This window comes from Streptomyces sp. NPDC030893, assembly GCF_055571535.1.
The window spans coordinates 239,035-255,347 of record NZ_JBVIFC010000001.1; the positions used below are offsets into that span (position 1 = coordinate 239,035).

The 16,313-nt window shown below is 72.0% G+C and carries 10 protein-coding genes; 5 read left to right on the plus strand and 5 right to left on the minus strand.

Annotation, left to right across the window (positions count from 1 at the left end):
* Window positions 1–135 precede the first annotated feature (135 nt).
* Both ACZ434_RS01075 and ACZ434_RS01080 read left to right on the plus strand, forming a co-directional pair.
* Window positions 136–3,729 (plus strand): type I restriction endonuclease subunit R, encoded by a 3,594-nt coding sequence (locus tag ACZ434_RS01075; protein ID WP_468450435.1) that lies wholly within the window; start codon window positions 136–138, stop codon window positions 3,727–3,729.
* Window positions 3,730–3,733: 4 nt separating this feature from the next.
* Window positions 3,734–4,513: a M48 family metallopeptidase gene (locus tag ACZ434_RS01080; protein WP_468450437.1), complete on the plus strand. Its 780-nt coding sequence runs from the start codon at window positions 3,734–3,736 to the stop codon at window positions 4,511–4,513.
* 51 nt (window positions 4,514–4,564) lie between these two features.
* On the opposite strand, the gene ACZ434_RS01085 is transcribed toward ACZ434_RS01080, so the two are convergent.
* Window positions 4,565–5,368: an endonuclease I family protein gene (locus ACZ434_RS01085; RefSeq protein WP_468450439.1), complete on the minus strand. Its 804-nt coding sequence runs from the start codon at window positions 5,366–5,368 to the stop codon at window positions 4,565–4,567.
* 213 nt (window positions 5,369–5,581) lie between these two features.
* On the opposite strand from ACZ434_RS01085, the gene ACZ434_RS01090 reads away from it, so the two are divergent.
* From ACZ434_RS01090 to ACZ434_RS01100, 3 genes are all read left to right on the plus strand, one after another.
* The gene (locus ACZ434_RS01090) at window positions 5,582–9,289 is read left to right on the plus strand and encodes an ABC transporter ATP-binding protein (RefSeq protein WP_468450441.1); all 3,708 of its coding nucleotides are present in this window, start codon (window positions 5,582–5,584) and stop codon (window positions 9,287–9,289) included.
* A gap of 101 nt (window positions 9,290–9,390) precedes the next feature.
* Window positions 9,391–9,777 carry a hypothetical protein gene (locus ACZ434_RS01095; RefSeq protein ID WP_468451757.1) on the plus strand — a complete coding sequence of 129 codons (387 nt, stop codon included), beginning with the start codon at window positions 9,391–9,393 and terminating at the stop codon, window positions 9,775–9,777.
* A gap of 118 nt (window positions 9,778–9,895) precedes the next feature.
* The gene (locus ACZ434_RS01100; protein ID WP_468450443.1) at window positions 9,896–11,329 is read left to right on the plus strand and encodes a S28 family serine protease; all 1,434 of its coding nucleotides are present in this window, start codon (window positions 9,896–9,898) and stop codon (window positions 11,327–11,329) included.
* A gap of 30 nt (window positions 11,330–11,359) precedes the next feature.
* Here the strand turns inward: ACZ434_RS01100 and ACZ434_RS01105 are convergent, their stop codons facing one another.
* From ACZ434_RS01105 to ACZ434_RS01120, 4 genes are all read right to left on the minus strand, one after another.
* Window positions 11,360–12,013, minus strand: a complete 654-nt coding sequence (locus ACZ434_RS01105) for a hypothetical protein (protein WP_468450445.1) — start codon at window positions 12,011–12,013, stop codon at window positions 11,360–11,362.
* Between the two features lie 173 nt (window positions 12,014–12,186).
* On the minus strand, window positions 12,187–14,040 hold the full coding sequence (locus tag ACZ434_RS01110; protein ID WP_468450447.1) for a glycoside hydrolase family 3 protein: 1,854 nt from the start codon (window positions 14,038–14,040) through the stop codon (window positions 12,187–12,189).
* Between the two features lie 368 nt (window positions 14,041–14,408).
* Window positions 14,409–15,326, minus strand: a complete 918-nt coding sequence (locus ACZ434_RS01115) for a LysR family transcriptional regulator (protein WP_468450449.1) — start codon at window positions 15,324–15,326, stop codon at window positions 14,409–14,411.
* Between the two features lie 98 nt (window positions 15,327–15,424).
* The gene (locus tag ACZ434_RS01120; protein ID WP_468450452.1) at window positions 15,425–16,225 is read right to left on the minus strand and encodes a sugar phosphate isomerase/epimerase family protein; all 801 of its coding nucleotides are present in this window, start codon (window positions 16,223–16,225) and stop codon (window positions 15,425–15,427) included.
* Between the last annotated feature and the right edge of the window lie 88 nt (window positions 16,226–16,313).

Consider the following 16,313-nt stretch of genomic DNA (forward strand, 5'->3'; position numbering starts at 1 on the left):
GCCTCCCTAGTCGACCGTGCGGATGTACTGGCTTGAAACCCCCGTACATTCGCACGATCGGCTATGTCCTCTCCCCGTATCCCTTCCCTTCGCCCCGCCGCCCGGGCCCAGAATGGATCTCCGGGGAACAGCGGGATGTACGGAGAGGCGCGGGCTGTGGTGGTGCACGTCGAGCGGGACGAGGTGGAGCGGCCGCTGGTGGCCCAGTTGGAGGCCATGGGGTGGACGCGCATCCCGGGCGTGGAGCTGGACACGCTCGACGCGGCCGTGCCGCTGCTCGTCGACCAGCTCGGACCCGCGCTGCGGCGGATCAACCTCCGGGGCAGTGACGGCCGGCCCTGGATGGGCGAGGACGACATCCGGCGGGCGGTCAGCGAGTTGGCCTCCCTCTCGCTCGGCAAGGGTGTCGTGCAGGCAAACCTTGCCGCCACCGACATGTTGCTGCACGGCTGGACGCTACCCTCGCCCTCCGCCGCGCACGGTGGTCCGTCCGCCACCGTCCAGTACGTCGAGTGGCATCCGGACCGCGTCACGCGCAACACCTTCACCGTCGTCGACCAGCTCCGCGTGCGCAGCCGTTCCGGCGAGCTGTCCATACTCGACCTCGTCCTCTTCGTGAACGGCATCCCGCTCGTCGCCGTCGAGTGCAAGAGCCCGGATCTCGCCGAGCCCGTCCGCAGTGCCGTGCTCGATCTCCGGCACTACGCCGGGAACCCCGTTCTGGACCTCGACGCCACCGGTGCCCCGGTCCCCGCCGGAGTGCCGGAACTGTTCCGGACCGTGCAGCTCCTCGTCGCCGCGACCGGCGACACTGCCCACCTGGGTACCGTCACCTCCGAGCCCGAGCACTTCCACCCGTGGCGCAGCGTCGAGCCGGAAGAGGAGGGCACGCTGCGGCGAGAGCTGCGCACCGCCGGCCTACTCGCGGACGGCGCCGACCCGGCCGCGCCCGCGCCGCTCGGCGAGCAGCAGAAGCTCGTCGGTGTGGTCCTGCGGCCGGCCGCCCTGCTCAACGTCGTACGGCACTACGTGATCCCGATGGCCGTCGAGTCGGGGGCGGACGGCGGGGCCGTGCGGACCGTGAAGGCCGTCGCCCGGCACCAGCAGTACCGGGCCGCCGAGAAGGCCGTCCGCAGGCTGCTGACCGGGCGGGCGCGTACCGGGCGTGACACCGAGGATGAGCGCGGCGGTGTCATCTGGCACACCCAGGGCTCCGGCAAGTCGCTGACGATGACGTTCCTGGTGCGGCGGGTGCATCTGCACCCTCGGCTCAGTGAGTTCATGGTGGTCGTGGTCACCGACCGCACCCAGTTGCAGACCCAGCTCTCGCGGACGCTGAAACTCAGCGAGTCCGACGTCGAGACGGCGCAGACCCGGCCGCAGATGGAAGGGCTGCTGCGCGACGGCGGGCGGCGCGTCGTCTTCGGCATGATCCAGAAGTACGGGACCGGCTTCACCTTCGCCGGGGAGGCGGAAGGCAGCGGGGACGACCGGGATCTGACGGGAGAGGGAACGGGCCGGAGCGAGGACGAAAGCCCTGGCCCCGTACCGGACTTCCCCGAGTGCAACACCTCACCGGGCATCCTCGTCCTCGTCGACGAGGCACACCGCTCCCACACCAGCGTCCTGCACGCCGCCCTGCGCAAGGCGATCCCGAACGCCGCCAAGATCGGGTTCACGGGTACGCCGATCATCACCGGGCGCGAGGAGGACACACGCCGGATCTTCGGGCGGGGCGACTCGCCGCGGGGCTTCCTCGACGAGTACCGGATGGAGGACGCCGAGTACGACGGCGTCGTCGTCCGCATCCGCTACGAGGGGCGGACAGGGGAGGGCGAGGTCCGTGACGGGGAGGTCCTCGACAAGGGTTTCGACGACCTCGTCCGCGACCGCACCCCCGAGGAGCGGGCCGCGCTCCTCAAGAGGTGGCCCACCGAGCGGGACGTCGCCGAGTCCGTTCCCATGATCGAGGCGAAGGCCGAGGACATGCTGGAGCACTGGGTGACCACCGTGCTGCCTGGCGGCTTCAAGGCACAGGTCGCGGCCGTCAGCCGGAAGGCGGCCGTGCAGTACCACCACGCCCTGCGTAAGGCCCGCGATGAACTGCTCGGGCAATTGGCCCAGTTCGACCCGGAGTCGGTGACGGGGACACCGCTGGAGAAGCTGTCCGCCAGACAGCGCTACCTCCACCAGGCGTTCCAGTTCCGGGCACTGCTGCGGCGGATCGACTTCGTTCCCGTCATCTCCCCGGGCTCCGGCCACAAGCGCGGAGAATGGAGGGAGTGGACCGACGCCGGTCGCCAAGCGGCGTACATCGAGCGCTTCCAGAAGGCTTTTCCCGAGCCGGCGCCCGATTCGGAGTGGGGCGTGGTGACCCCCTTCGAACCACCGCGGGCCCCGGCCCCTTCCACCGGTCCCGCCAGCGGTCTGGACACCCCGTGGTCCGAGGCCGCGCACAGCGAGCCGCCGCCGCTCCCCACCTCGGTGCCCGACCCCGTGCACCCCGACAGCCCCATCGCGTTCCTGATCGTGAAGTCCATGCTGCTCACGGGATTCGACGCGCCGCGCGAACAGGTGCTCTACCTGGACCGGCCGATCCGGGACGCCGAGTTGCTCCAGGCCGTCGCGCGCGTCAACCGCACCTCACCCGGCAAGGAGGTCGGTTACGTCGTCGACTACTACGGCGTCTTCGAGCACCTCTCCAGCGCACTCGCCGGGTACCGGAACGTCGATGTCACCGACACCATGCGCGACCTGTCCGACGAGGTGGATGAACTCGGCCCCGCCGCCCGGAAGGTCCGCGACTTCCTGGGACGCAACGGCATCGACGACGCGCAGCTGGACCAGCTTGCCAAGCTGGGGCCCGCGGCCCTCGCCCTGGAGCCCGAAGACCGGCGGCTCGACTTCGACGAGGTGCTGCACGCGTTCCTCGCCACCCTCGAACGCGTTCTTCCGCACGAGGACGCCCTGGACTACGTCGCGGACGCCCGGCGCTGGAGCCTGCTCCAGAAGCGGGTGCGGCGGCTGTGCCGGGACGCCGAGGGCGGCACGTTCACCCTGCGCCGGTACGGGCGCAAGGTCCGGGCGATGATCGCCGACCACCTCGAAGGGCCGGAGATCGACCAGGTCATCCCGCCGGTCTCGCTCACGGCCCTCACCTTCGACGACGCCGTGCGGCGACTGCCGCCGCAGGAGGCCGCGGCCGAGATGGGCCACGCGCTCCGCTTCCACCTGGAGGAGCGGACGAAGCGGGAGGACCCCGCGAAGTACGAGCGGCTGTCCAAGCGCCTGGAGGAGATTTTGCGCACGATGCCGGGGCGCTTCGAGGAGCAGATCGAGGAGTTCGGCCCGCTGATCGAGGAGGCCAGGCAGGAGCAGGAGGAGTCTCCGGAACTCGCCGGTCTCACGCCGCTCGAACAGCGGGTGTACCGGCTGGTGGAGCAGATCCTGGAGGACACTCCCGGGATCAGGCTGGCAGACAGCGGCGACATCAGGCAGCTCACGGGCAAGGTGTGCGACGTGACCACCCGGACCATGGCCAGGGCGTCGTACCAGGGGCAGAGCCAGGACATCAGCAGTCTGGCCGGAGTCCTCCAGGACGTCCTGCTCAGCGGCGGTGTCCGGCCCGTCGGCGGGGACTGGGCATCGCTGGAGAACGCCGCTGAGAGCCTGGCGTCCTTCGCGCAGGACAACCTGCGGCAGTTCCGGAGCAGGGCGAGGGGAGAATAGGCGCGTGACCGCGCCGGCCGATCCCTCGATGTACCCCGCTCCCGGAGCACTCCTCACCGTGGACGGGCTGTCCCTGCGGGTGCGGGCCAGTGCCCGCAGGAAACGGTTCGCGCTGACCGTCGAGACCGACGCGACCCTCACCCTGCACACCCCGGCCGGGCGTTCGACGGCCGAGGCGGAACAGTTCGTCCGGGCACACCGGGACTGGCTGCTGACCAAGCGGCGGGAGCGGGAGCGCACGCGCCCGCTCAGCCCTGTCAAGCAGCTCGCCGACGGGGAGGTCTTCCGTTATCTGGGGAGGACGTACCGGCTGGCCGTGTCCGGTGAGGAGGGGACGGGTGGAGGAGTCCGGCTGATCGCGGGGCGCCTCGTCATGGGCCCGGACCTGGCGGCGGAGCCCCGGGTGGGTCGGGCGGCGCTGGTCGACTGGTACTGCCGGGCCGGCCGGAACTGGACGGGACAGCGGCTTCAGCCCTGGGCGGCCCGCATGGGGGTGACCGAGCCGGAACTCGACGTGCGGGACCTGGGGGACCGATGGGGTTCGTACCGGCCGCCGCAGGCCGGGGCGGGCGCCAAGGGCCTGATGAGTCTCGGGTGGCCGCTCTTCCAGCTGCCCATGCATCTGATCGACTACGTCATCGCCCACGAACTGGCCCACGTGAAGGTGTCCGGGCACCGGGAGGACTTCTGGCGGCTGCTGCGGACCGCGCTGCCCGAGTACGAGGAGCGGCGCGCGGACCTCGACGAGCTGGGGCGGCGGCTCTGGATGGGGGATGTCCGGTAATCCGGGCTGAACCCCCTCCATGTGAAGGAGGGAGCTCAGCCACGGTGAGGCCTACCAGATCGACTCGACCCACTCCGGGTGGTCGATGAACGGGTTGCGGTTGTGCTGGTAGGAGTCGTGGATGAGGTCGTTGCGGCGTTGCTCGAAGGCGTCCGGCGGGTCCTCCTGGTGCCAGGCCTTGAGGACGGCGAGCTTGCCCATGTAGGGGTTGCTGCCGTTGTTCACGCTGCCGTTGACCTCCAGGTCGGCCCAGCCGTCGCCGCCCTCGTAGCGGACCGCCATGTAGAAGATCATGCGGGCCACGTCGCCCTTGACGGCGTCGCGCGGCTCGAAGGAGTCGGAGTCGGTGAGGCTGCCGCCGCTGTCGGTGAAGCCGCTGCCGCCGTTGTCGAAGTCCTTGTTGCCCCGGATCGAGTTGACCCGGACGTCCTCGGGACGCAGGTGGTGGATGTCGGTGCCGGGGCCGGTGGAGGTGCCGAAGTCGCCGTGGGACTTGGCCCACACGTGCTCGCGGTTCCAGTCGCCGCTGTTGCCGCCGTTGGCCGACTTGCTGCGGGAGATGCCCGAGTACAGCAGGATCACGTTGCCGCTGTTCGCGGGGTCTTCGTCGGTGTCCTTCAGGGCGTTCCAGACGGCCGAGTAGGACAGCTTGGTCTGGTCGCTGATGATCGTGTGGAGGGCGTCCTTGAGGGCCTGGCCGGACTTGCCGGCGGCGTCCTCGTAGTACGCGGGGTCGTAGGTCGCCGTGGTGGCCGTGGCCGTAGTGGTGGTCAGGGCGGGGGCGGCGAGTCCGGCGAGGACCGCGGCCGTGGCGAGCGCCACCGCCTTCCGGCGGCGTATGCGTATCGCGAGCATGTGGGGTGTCCGATCTACGCGGGTTGCACGAGGGTGATACCCGAGAGAGTGGCATGCACATGCGGCCCGGCGAGTGGAGGGAACGTGGCGATTGCGTGACGAGAACACGTCACCCCGCCCCGCGCGGACTCCCCCGGACACCGCGGCGGGATGAAATCCGCCCCCGGTCGTGTTGGGCCTTGCGGCAGATCAGGACGATCGGAGGGCACCCGCGTGACACCGCAACGGGGATGGGCACGGCGACTGACCGGATACGCCTGGCGTCATCCCAAGGACGTGGTCCTCGCCCTGGGCGCCTCCCTCGGCGGCATGGCCGTGATGGCGCTGGTCCCGCTGATCACCAAGGTGATCATCGACGACGTCATCGGCGACAAGAGCAGGTCCATGACCACCTGGGCCGGGCTGCTCGTCGGCGCCGCCCTCGTCGTCTACGTCCTCACCTACGTCCGCCGCTACTACGGCGGCCGGCTCGCCCTCGACGTCCAGCACGACCTGCGGACCGAGATGTACGACACGATCACCCGGCTCGACGGCAGACGCCAGGACGAGCTGTCCACCGGGCAGGTCGTCGGACGCGCCACCAGCGACCTCCAGCTGATCCAGGGCCTGCTCTTCATGCTGCCGATGACCATCGGCAACCTGCTGCTGTTCCTGATCTCCCTCGTCATCATGGCGTGGCTGTCCCTGCCGCTCACCGCCGTCGCCCTCGCCGTCGCCCCCGCCCTGTGGTGGATCGCCAAGCGCAGCCGCACCCGGCTGCACCCCTCCACCTGGTACGCGCAGGCGCAGGCGGGCGCCGTCGCCTCGGTGGTCGACGGAGCGGTCAGCGGCGTACGCGTGGTGAAGGGCTTCGGGCAGGAGGAGCAGGAGACCGGCAAGCTGCGCGCGGTCGGACGGCGGCTGTACGCGGGACGGCTGCGCACCGTCCGGCTGAACGCCCGCTACACCCCGGCCCTCCAGGCGGTCCCGGCCCTCGGCCAGGTGGCGATGCTGGCGCTCGGCGGCTGGCTCGCGGTGGGCGGGCACATCACGCTGGGCACGTTCGTCGCCTTCTCCACCTACCTCGCCCAGCTCGTCGGCCCGGTCCGGATGCTCGCCGTGGTCCTCACCGTCGGCCAGCAGGCCCGCGCCGGCACCGAACGCGTCCTGGAGCTGATCGACACCGAGCCGTCCCTCACCGACGGCACCACGGAGCTGCCCGCCGACGCCCCGGCGACCGTCGAGTTCGACGACGTCTCCTTCGGCTACGACCCCGGCCGGCCGGTCCTCGACGGCCTGTCCTTCGAGATCCGCCCCGGCGAGACCCTCGCCGTCGTCGGCGCCTCCGGCTCCGGCAAGTCCACCGTCTCCCTCCTCCTGCCGCGCTTCTACGACGTCACCCACGGCGCCGTCCTCGTCGGCGGCCACGACGTGCGCGAGCTGACCGCGGAGTCCCTGCGCGCCGCGATCGGGCTGGTCCCGGAGGACTCCTTCCTCTTCTCCGACACCGTGCGCGCCAACATCGCCTACGGCCGCCCCGACGCCACCGACGAGCAGATCACCGCCGCCGCCCGCGCCGCCCAGGCCGACCGGTTCATCGACGAGCTGCCCGACGGCTACGACACGACCGTCGGCGAGCACGGACTGACCCTCTCCGGCGGCCAGCGCCAGCGCATCGCCCTCGCCCGCGCGATCCTCACCGACCCCCGGCTGCTGGTCCTGGACGACGCGACCTCCGCCGTGGACGCCCGTGTCGAGCACGAGATCCACGAGGCGCTGGCGAGCGTCATGCGCGGCCGTACGACCCTGCTGATCGCGCACCGCCGCTCCACCCTGGGCCTCGCCGACCGCATCGCCGTCCTCGACGGCGGCCGGCTCGCCGACCTCGGCACCCACGAGGAGCTCCAGCGCCGCTCCCCGCTCTACCGCCGGCTGCTCACCGACCCCGACGAGCTGGGCGCCGTCTCCCCGGGCCACACCCCGCCCGCGGAGCCGCAGGAGGAGGACACCTCCGTCCGCGAGGAGCTGGACGCCGAGTTCGACGCCGAACGCGGGGTCACCCCACGGCTGTGGACCGGCGACCGCGAACCCAGGGACGCCGCCCTGGCCGACGCCCCCGCCACCCCGGAACTCCTCGCCCAGGTCGCGGCGCTGCCCCCGGCCGACGACGTCCCCGACATCGACGAGGAACGCGCGGTCCGCCCCGAGGACTCCTACGGCCTGCGCCGCCTCCTGCGCGGCTTCCGCACGCCCCTGCTCATCAGCCTCGGCCTGGTCGCCGTGGACGCCGGCATGGGCCTGCTGCTGCCGGTGCTGATCCGGCACGGCATCGACCAGGGTGTCACCCAGGCCGCCCTGGGGGCGGTCTGGGCGGCCGCCCTGCTGGGCCTGCTCACCGTGGCCGCCCAGTGGTCGGCGCAGATCGGCGAGATGCGGATGACCGGACGCACCGGCGAACGCGTCCTGTACACGCTGCGGCTGAAGATCTTCGCCCAGCTCCAGCGGCTCGGCCTGGACTACTACGAGCGCGAGCTCACCGGCCGGATCATGACCCGGATGACGACGGACGTCGACGCGCTCTCCACGTTCCTGCAGACGGGCCTGGTCACGGCGTTCGTCTCGGTGGTCACCTTCTTCGGCATCATGGTCGCCCTGCTGGTGATCGACGTCGAGCTGGCCCTCGTGGTCTTCGCCACCCTGCCCCCGCTGATCGTCGGCACGTACTTCTTCCGCCGGGCCAGCGTGAAGGCGTACGAACTGGCCCGTGAGCGGGTGTCGGCGGTCAACGCCGACCTCCAGGAGTCGGTGTCCGGGCTGCGCATCGTGCAGGCCTTCCGCCGCGAGCGGGACGGCGGGCGCCGGTTCGCCGCCCGCAGCGCGAGCTACCGCAGCGCCCGCGTCCGGGGCCAGTGGCTGATCTCGGTGTACTTCCCGTTCGTGCAGCTCCTGTCCTCCATCGCGGTCGTCGCGGTGCTGGTCGTGGGCGGGGGACGGGTCGACGACGGGACGCTGGCGATCGGCTCGCTGGTGGCGTACCTGCTGTACATCGACCTGTTCTTCGCACCCGTGCAGCAGCTCTCCCAGGTCTTCGACGGCTACCAGCAGGCGTCCGTCTCGCTGGGCCGCATCCAGGAACTGCTGCGCGAACCCACCTCCACCGACCAGGCCGCCAAGCCGCTGCCCGTCACCTCCCTGCGCGGCGAGATCGCCTTCGAGGACGTGAGCTTCGCCTACGGCGACGGTGAGCGGGCGCTCGACGGCATCGACCTCACCGTCCCCGCCGGACAGACCGTGGCCTTCGTCGGCGAGACCGGCGCGGGCAAGTCCACCCTGGTCAAGCTGGTCGCCCGGTTCTACGACCCCACGGGCGGGCGGGTCACCGCCGACGGCACGGACCTCAGGGACCTGGACATCACCGCCTACCGGCACCGGCTCGGGGTGGTACCGCAGGAGGCGTACCTCTTCCCCGGCACCGTCCGCGACGCCATCGCCTACGGCCGCCCGGACGCCGGCGACGCCGAGGTCGAGGCGGCGGCCCGCGCGGTCGGCGCGCACGAGATGATCGCCACGCTGGAGGGCGGCTACCTGCACGAGGTCGCCGAACGCGGCCGCAACCTCTCCGCCGGACAGCGCCAGCTGATCGCGCTGGCCCGTGCCGAACTGGTCGACCCGGACGTCCTGTTGCTCGACGAGGCCACCGCCGCGCTGGACCTCGCCACCGAGGCGCAGGTCAACCAGGCGACCGACCGCCTCGCCGGACGCCGTACCACCCTGGTCGTCGCCCACCGCCTGACCACGGCCGCCCGCGCCGACCGGGTGATCGTCATGGACCACGGGCGGATCGCGGAGGACGGCACCCACGAGGAACTGCTCCGCCTCGGCGGCACGTACGCCGCGCTGTGGCGGACGTTCGTCGGCGAGGACGTAACCGCACCGGCGTGAACGACGGCGGCGGCGGCCGCCCGCGCAACCATCGGACCTACGTCCTGCGTCCGTACTCCCGTACGCCGGCAGGCGCGACGGGTGCGGTACGGGAGGACGATGTGGGCAGTGGAGCGATACGCCGGCACCTCGCGCCGGCCCTTGCGGTGCTGATCGCCGCCGGGCTGCTCTCCGCCGCCGCGCCGGGTGAGGCGCACGCCGCCGCGTACTGCCCGGGCCGCAAGGTGCGCACCCTGCCGTTCGCCACGGGGACCGTGGAGGTGTACAAGCGGGGCGGGTACGTCTGCGCCGTCACCGTCGCCGAGAAGCCGGGCGTGCGACGGAAGATGGCGGTGAGCCTGCGGGCCCGCGGGGGCCGGCCGGTCGTCGACGAGGGCCGCTACAAGTACCGCGCGGGCCCGGTGACCGTGCACGCCGGCCGCCGCTGCGTGTGGGTGAAGGGCAGCGTGGGCCCGAAGTCCGTCAGCTCCGGCTGGATCCTGTGCTGACCGTCCGGGCCCGGGGAACGGGACGCGCTCCGACCGAGGGATAACCCTATGTCCCCTGTTGCTGCGGGGAGTTGGTCCGATAGCTTCCGGCGCACATCTGTCTCACAGGGGAGTGCGCATGCGCAAGGCGCTCAGATGGCTGCTGGCGCTCACGGTGCTCATAGGCACACTGAGTACGGCCGGGGCGGCCACCGCCGCCGAGCCGGAGGCCACCGGCACCACTGACATCAAGGAGAGACTGCTCTCCATTCCGGGCATGAGCCTGGTCGAGGAGAAGCCGTACACCGGATACCGCTTCTTCGTCCTGAACTACACCCAGCCGGTCGACCACCGCCGGCCCGGCAAGGGCACGTTCGAGCAGCGGATCACCGTGCTGCACAAGGACACCGCGCGGCCCACCGTCTTCTACACCGGCGGCTACAACGTCTCCACGACCCCGCGCCGTTCCGAGCCGACCCAGATCGTGGACGGCAACCAGGTCTCCATGGAGTACCGCTTCTTCACGCCGTCCCGGCCCGAGCCGGCCGACTGGTCGAAGCTGGACATCTGGCAGGCCGCCAGCGACCAGCACCGCATCTTCAAGGCGCTGAAGAAGATCTACCGCGAGAACTGGATCTCCACCGGCGGCTCCAAGGGCGGCATGACCGCCACCTACTACGAGCGCTTCTACCCGCGCGACATGGACGGCGTGGTCGCCTACGTCGCCCCCAACGACGTGGTGAACAAGGAGGATTCGGCCTACGACCGGTTCTTCCGCAACGTCGGCACCCAGGAGTGCCGCGACCGGCTCAACGGGGTGCAGCGCGAGGCGCTGGTGCGCCGGGCGCCGCTGGTGAAGAAGTACCAGGAGTACGCCGCCGAGAACGGCTACACCTTCGACACCATCGGCAGCCTGGACCGGGCCTTCGAGGCCGTCGTCCTCGACTACGTGTGGGGCTTCTGGCAGTACAGCACCGTCGCCGACTGCGTGGACATCCCGGCGGACGCGAAGAACGCCACCGACGAGGAGATCTGGACCTCCATCGACACGATCTCCGGCTTCTCGTTCTACACGGACCAGGGCCTGAGCCCGTACACGCCGTACTACTACCAGGCCGGTACGCAGCTCGGCGCGCCCACCATCCACTTCCCGCACATCGAGAAGAAGTACATCCGCTACGGCTACCAGCCGCCGCGCAACTTCGTGCCCCGCTCGATCGACATGAAGTTCCAGCCGTGGACCATGCGGGACATCGACACCTGGGTCCGCCACAACGCCCGGCACATGCTGTTCGTGTACGGCGAGAACGACCCGTGGGGTGCCGAGCCGTTCCGCCTCGGACACGGCGCGCGCGACTCGTACGTGTTCACCGCGCCCGGCATGAACCACGGCGCCAACGTGGCCGGTCTGGTCGCGAAGGAGAAGGCGTTCGCCACCGCCCGCATCCTCGACTGGGCGGACGTCGCCCCGGCGAAGGTGCGGGAGAACCCGGCGGCGGCCCGGCCGCTGGCGGCGTTCGACGCGAAGCTCGACAAGCGGGACGTCGAGGAGCAGCGCACCCTGCGTCCGTAGGCCCCTACAAGGCCAGGGACCGGCGCGGGATCACACCGGGCGGGCGCAGCCCACCGGTGCGGTCCCGCCGAGCCGGACGTAGAGGGCCGTGGACGCCGGGCACTTCGACCGGCTGTCCACGGCCTTCGTCACCCTGAACTCCGGCTCCTGCTTCCCGCTGCCGTCGCAGGCGGTCTCCCGGACCTTGCCGTCGCCCAGGTCGTAGACGCAGTCGCCGACGATGGTGCGCGGCCCGCCCCCGCCGCCCGGGTCCCCGGGGTGCGGCGGCTGGAGGTGCCGCATACAGGCGTAGCCCTGCGGCACCGCCCCGTCGCCGTCCTCGTCGGCGGCGGGCCGCTGCTCGCTGATGTGCAGCACGAAGTCCGTGGTCGCCGGGCAGCGCGGCCCGTCCCGCACCGTTCCGTCATGGCGGGCGACCACCCGGGCCGCCGCCCGTTCACCGGCACAGGACACCTCGGTGAAGCTGGTCCGGCCGAAGGAACTGCACTCGTCGACCGCGAGGAACACCGCCCCGTACCCGGACGTACGGACCGGCGTCGGCGACACCGCCGCCGCCCGCTCGCCCGGCCCGCCCTCCCGCCCGGTCCCGCCGCCCGGCGCGCTCTGGCAGCCGCCGAGCAGCACCGCGCCCACCGCCGCGAGCGCGGCCGGCGCCCACCACCTCGTCCTCACGTGCATCGTCATCCCCCCGGACACCCCCGTCCAGCGTGACCGGACGGACCGGATCACGCCAGACATGTGGGGTGCTTTGCGCACGTTGGGTGCGGTGCGTCCGGTGTGTGACGTACGCGCACTACGCCCGGCAGCGTACGGACGGGGCTCGCCCGTACGTGACTAGAACCTCAGCCCGTACGTGACTAGAACCTGAGCCCGTACCCGACGGGGTACAGCGCCGTCGCCGGGTCGTCGGCCCGCTGCACCGGGACCGGCAGCGTCCCGCGCGGGTTCACCTTCCCCGCGATCACCCGTGCCGCCGCCCGCAGTTCGACGTCGGTCCAGGAGTACGCCGCCAGGTACGCCGGCACACCGGGCAGGTGGGCCACGTCGTAGGGGTTGCGGATCGCGACCGCGACGAGCGGCTTCCCGGTGGCCAGCAGCTGCTCGACGAGGGTCTTCTGGCTGCTGGACGCGCTGACGTTGTACGTCCCGACGATCACCGCGTCCACGTCCCGGGCCGCCGCGACCGCCTTGGCGACGGTCGCAGCGGACGGTGCCGTGCCGGTGGACAGTGCGGTGGCGGTGAAGCCCAGCCCGGTCAGGGCGCCGGCGAGGACACCGGTCGGCGGGCCCGTCGTACCGGACGGGGAGGCCGGGTCGGCGCCGACCACGAGCAGCTTCGGCTGCCTGCGCCGGGACAGCGGCAGCAGCCCGCCGTCGTTGACCAGCAGGGTGGTGCCGCGCTCGGCGATCCGGTCGGCGGCGGCCAGGTGGGAACGGGTGCCGACGGTGCGGTCGACGCCGGCGTGGGAGACGTACGGGTCCTCGAACAGGCCCAGCCGCGCCTTCAGCCGCAGCACCCGCAGGATCGACTCGTCGAGCCGCTCCTCGGTCAGCTCGCCGTCCCGCACGGCGTTCAGGACCGCGTTCCAGGCCACGTCCAGGGAGGGCGGGTTGAGCAGCTGGTCCACGCCCGCCTTGAGCGCCAGCACGGGCACCCGGTCGTCGCCGTACTTGGTCCGTACGCCCTCCATGCCGAGGGAGTCGGTGACCACCACCCCGTCGTAGCCCAGTTCCTCGCGGAGGATGCCGGTGAGGATGGGGCGGGAGAGGGTGGCGGGGTCCTCGGAGGCGTCGAGGGCCGGCACGACGATGTGCGCGGTCATGATGGAGTCGATGCCCGCGGCGATCGCGGCCCGGAACGGCGGCGCGTCCAGCTCCTCCCACTCCTCGCGGGTGTGGTGGATGTAGGGCAGTTCGTGGTGGCTGTCGGTGACCGTGTCGCCGTGTCCGGGGAAGTGCTTGGCCGTCGAGGCGACGCCGGACGACTCGTAGCCCCTGACCTCCGCCGCGACGAGCTCCGCGACCGCCTCCGGGTCGGAACCGAAGGAGCGGACGCCGATGACCGGGTTGGCCGGGTCGACGTTGACGTCGGCCACGGGGGAGTAGTTCTGGCGGATGCCCAGCGCGCGCAGCTCGCGGCCGGCGATCCGGCCGAGGGCGCGGGCGTCGGAGCGCGAGCCGCCCGCCCCGACGGCCATCGCCCCCGGGAACAGGGTCGCGGGCTCGCCGACCCGGGCCACGATGCCGTGCTCCTGGTCGGTGGAGATCAGCACGGGCAGCCCGCGCTCCAGGCCGAGGGAGGCCTTCTGGATGCCGTTGGACAGGTCCGCGATCTGGTGCGGGGCGCGGGTGTTGTGCGCCCAGGCGAAGTAGATGATGCCGCCGACCCGGTACTTGTCGAGCAGTTCGGCGGCCGTGCGGACGCCGATCTCCTTCAGGTTGGCGTCGATGTCGGCCTGGTCCGGGTCGGTGGCGGAGTGGCCGTAGACCCGCATCACGAACAGCTGGCCGACCTTCTCCTCCAGCGTCATACGGGAGATGAGGCGGCGCAGCCTTCGGTCGTGCGCGGCGTCGTGGGCGGCGGGGCCGGCCGCCGCGTGGGCGGTCCCGCCGGCCGCCAGGGCGGTGGTGACGCCCGCCGTCGCGGCGAGGACGGTACGTCTGGACGGACGTGCGGTGCTTCCCGTGCTTCCGGTGCTGCTGTCGGGCACGTGCGCTCCTTTGGAAGGTGATCCCGCGGGGACCGGGATCCACTGAAGGGCATCCTCTGCGGGACATTCTTGAAGGAAACTGCCAGGAGGTCACCAATATCCGGGAAGTTTCTGCCAGTCAAGGGAGTGCGCAACAACCGGTGAGGGGCCGTCACCGGCGCAGCAGGAGGGGGCGCGCGCCGGTGACGGCGTGCCGCCGGCCGTGGTGCGGCGGAGAGGGTGGGTCAGCGATCGCAGCCAGCAGCGAGGGCCGACACCGCACCACGTCAGACTCGTCCGGCAGCCTGCCCCTTCGACGGACGCCGGCCGGTACGGGTTCCCCGCCGGGCCCGGTTCCCGCCAAGTCGGGGCCGGCGGGACGGGTGGGATCAGCGGGGCGCGCGCGCCGACACCGCGGGCCAGTGCCCGCACAGCGTGCGGACGGTCTCCACGATCGCCGGGCGGCGCGCCGCGCCCGCGCGCCACAGGGCGTACAGACGCCGTACGGGCATCGGGTCGAGCGGCACCTCCACCACACCGGCCGGCAGCGGGCCGCGCCCCAGCCGCGGGATCAGCGCGATACCGAGCCCGGCCGCGACCAGCGCCACCAGGGTGGGGTTCTCGTCGGCCCGGTGGACGATCTCCGGTTCGTGCCCGGCCGCGCGCAGGGTGCGCACCAGCCACTCGTGACAGACCCGCCCCGGCGGCTGGCAGATCCACCGCTCCCCGCCCAGCTCCTCCCGCCGCACCGCCGCACGGCCCGCGAACGGGTGCCCCTCGGGTACCAGCAGATCGCACAGGTCGTCCCCGATCAGCGTCTGTTCCACCCCCGCCGGGGCGGGCAGCGGCGCGATGTCCCAGTCGTGCGCGACGACGAGATCGACGGCGCCCTTCGCGACCAGGTCCACGGAGAGATGGGGGTCGATCTCGGTCAGCCGGGTGTCGAGCGCGGGATGCCGGCGGGCCAGGTCGGCCAGTACGGCCGGCATCAGCCCGCGCGCCGCCGACGCGAACGCGGCGACGGTCAGCCGCCCGGCCGGCACCCCGCGCCGCTCCTCCAGCTCCGTCTCCGCCCGCTCCACGATCGCCATCAGCTCCCGCGCGGCCCGCACCAGCTGATGCGCCTCGTCGGTCAGCCGTACGCCCCGTCCCTCCCGCTCCAGCAGCACGGTCCGCGTCTCCCGCTCCAGCTTGGCGATCTGCTGGGACACGGCGGAGGAGGTGTAGCCGAGCGCCACGGCGGCGGCCCCGACGGTGCCGTGCACCGAGACGGCGTGCAGGGCACGCAGACGCTGGAGGTCGAGCATGGCGGCGGCCCCCTGATCGGTTAGCGATGCTTCATCCAACCACGCGGGAATCGTCGCCGGTGCTGAATCGTGCCCGGGGGATCATCGCTCCCGCACGCTCACGCCGACTCGTTCAGCAGCCGCGCCACGTGCTCCCGCCCGGCGCCCAGCAGCCCCGCCAGCTCCGCCGCGTCCGCGTACCACCGCTTCTCGTACTCCCAGCACAGCCACCCCTCCCAGCCGTGCCGGGACAGCACCTCCACCACGTCCGTCAGCGGCAGCACCCCCGCCCCGAGCGGCAGCGGAGCCGTGTCCTCGGCGGAGGCGATGTCCTTGACCTGGACGTAGCCGAGATGGGGGGAGAGCGCCGCGAAGCTCTCCGCGGGCTGCTCGCCGCCGAGCCAGGTGTGCATCACGTCCCACACCGCGCCCACCTGCCGGTGCCCGACCAGCCCGAGCACCCGCATCGCGTCGGCCCCGGTGCGGTGCGAGTCATGGGTCTCCAGCAGAATCCGTACGCCCACGTCGGCCGCGTACTCGGCGGCCGTGCCCAGCCGCCGGGCGGCCGTCGCGTCCGCCTCCCCGGGGCTCTGCGCGGGGGTTCCGCCGGGGAAGACCCGGACGAAGGGGGCGCCGACGTCCCGGGCCAGGTCGAGATGGGCCCGGATCTCACCGATGACGACGTCGTCGTCCCCGGGTGCGGCGACCCGGGCGTACCCGGCCAGGCTCAGGATCTCGGTCCCGGCGGCCTTGAACTCGGCGGCGACGTCGGCGCGTTGCCCGGGAGTGAGGCCCGGGTGAACGGGCTCCTCGGGGTGGGAGCGCAGCTCGACGCCGTGATAGCCGTGCGCGGTCGCGAGGCCCAGCACATCGGTGAGGGGCAGGCCGGGGACACCGAGGGTGGAGAACGCCAGCTTCATGAAAACGGACACTACCCGCGACCGGCCCGCCCGACTCCTCCTCGTTACTCCGTCGTCGCGGCCCGCCGCCGGTAGACACACACCGGCG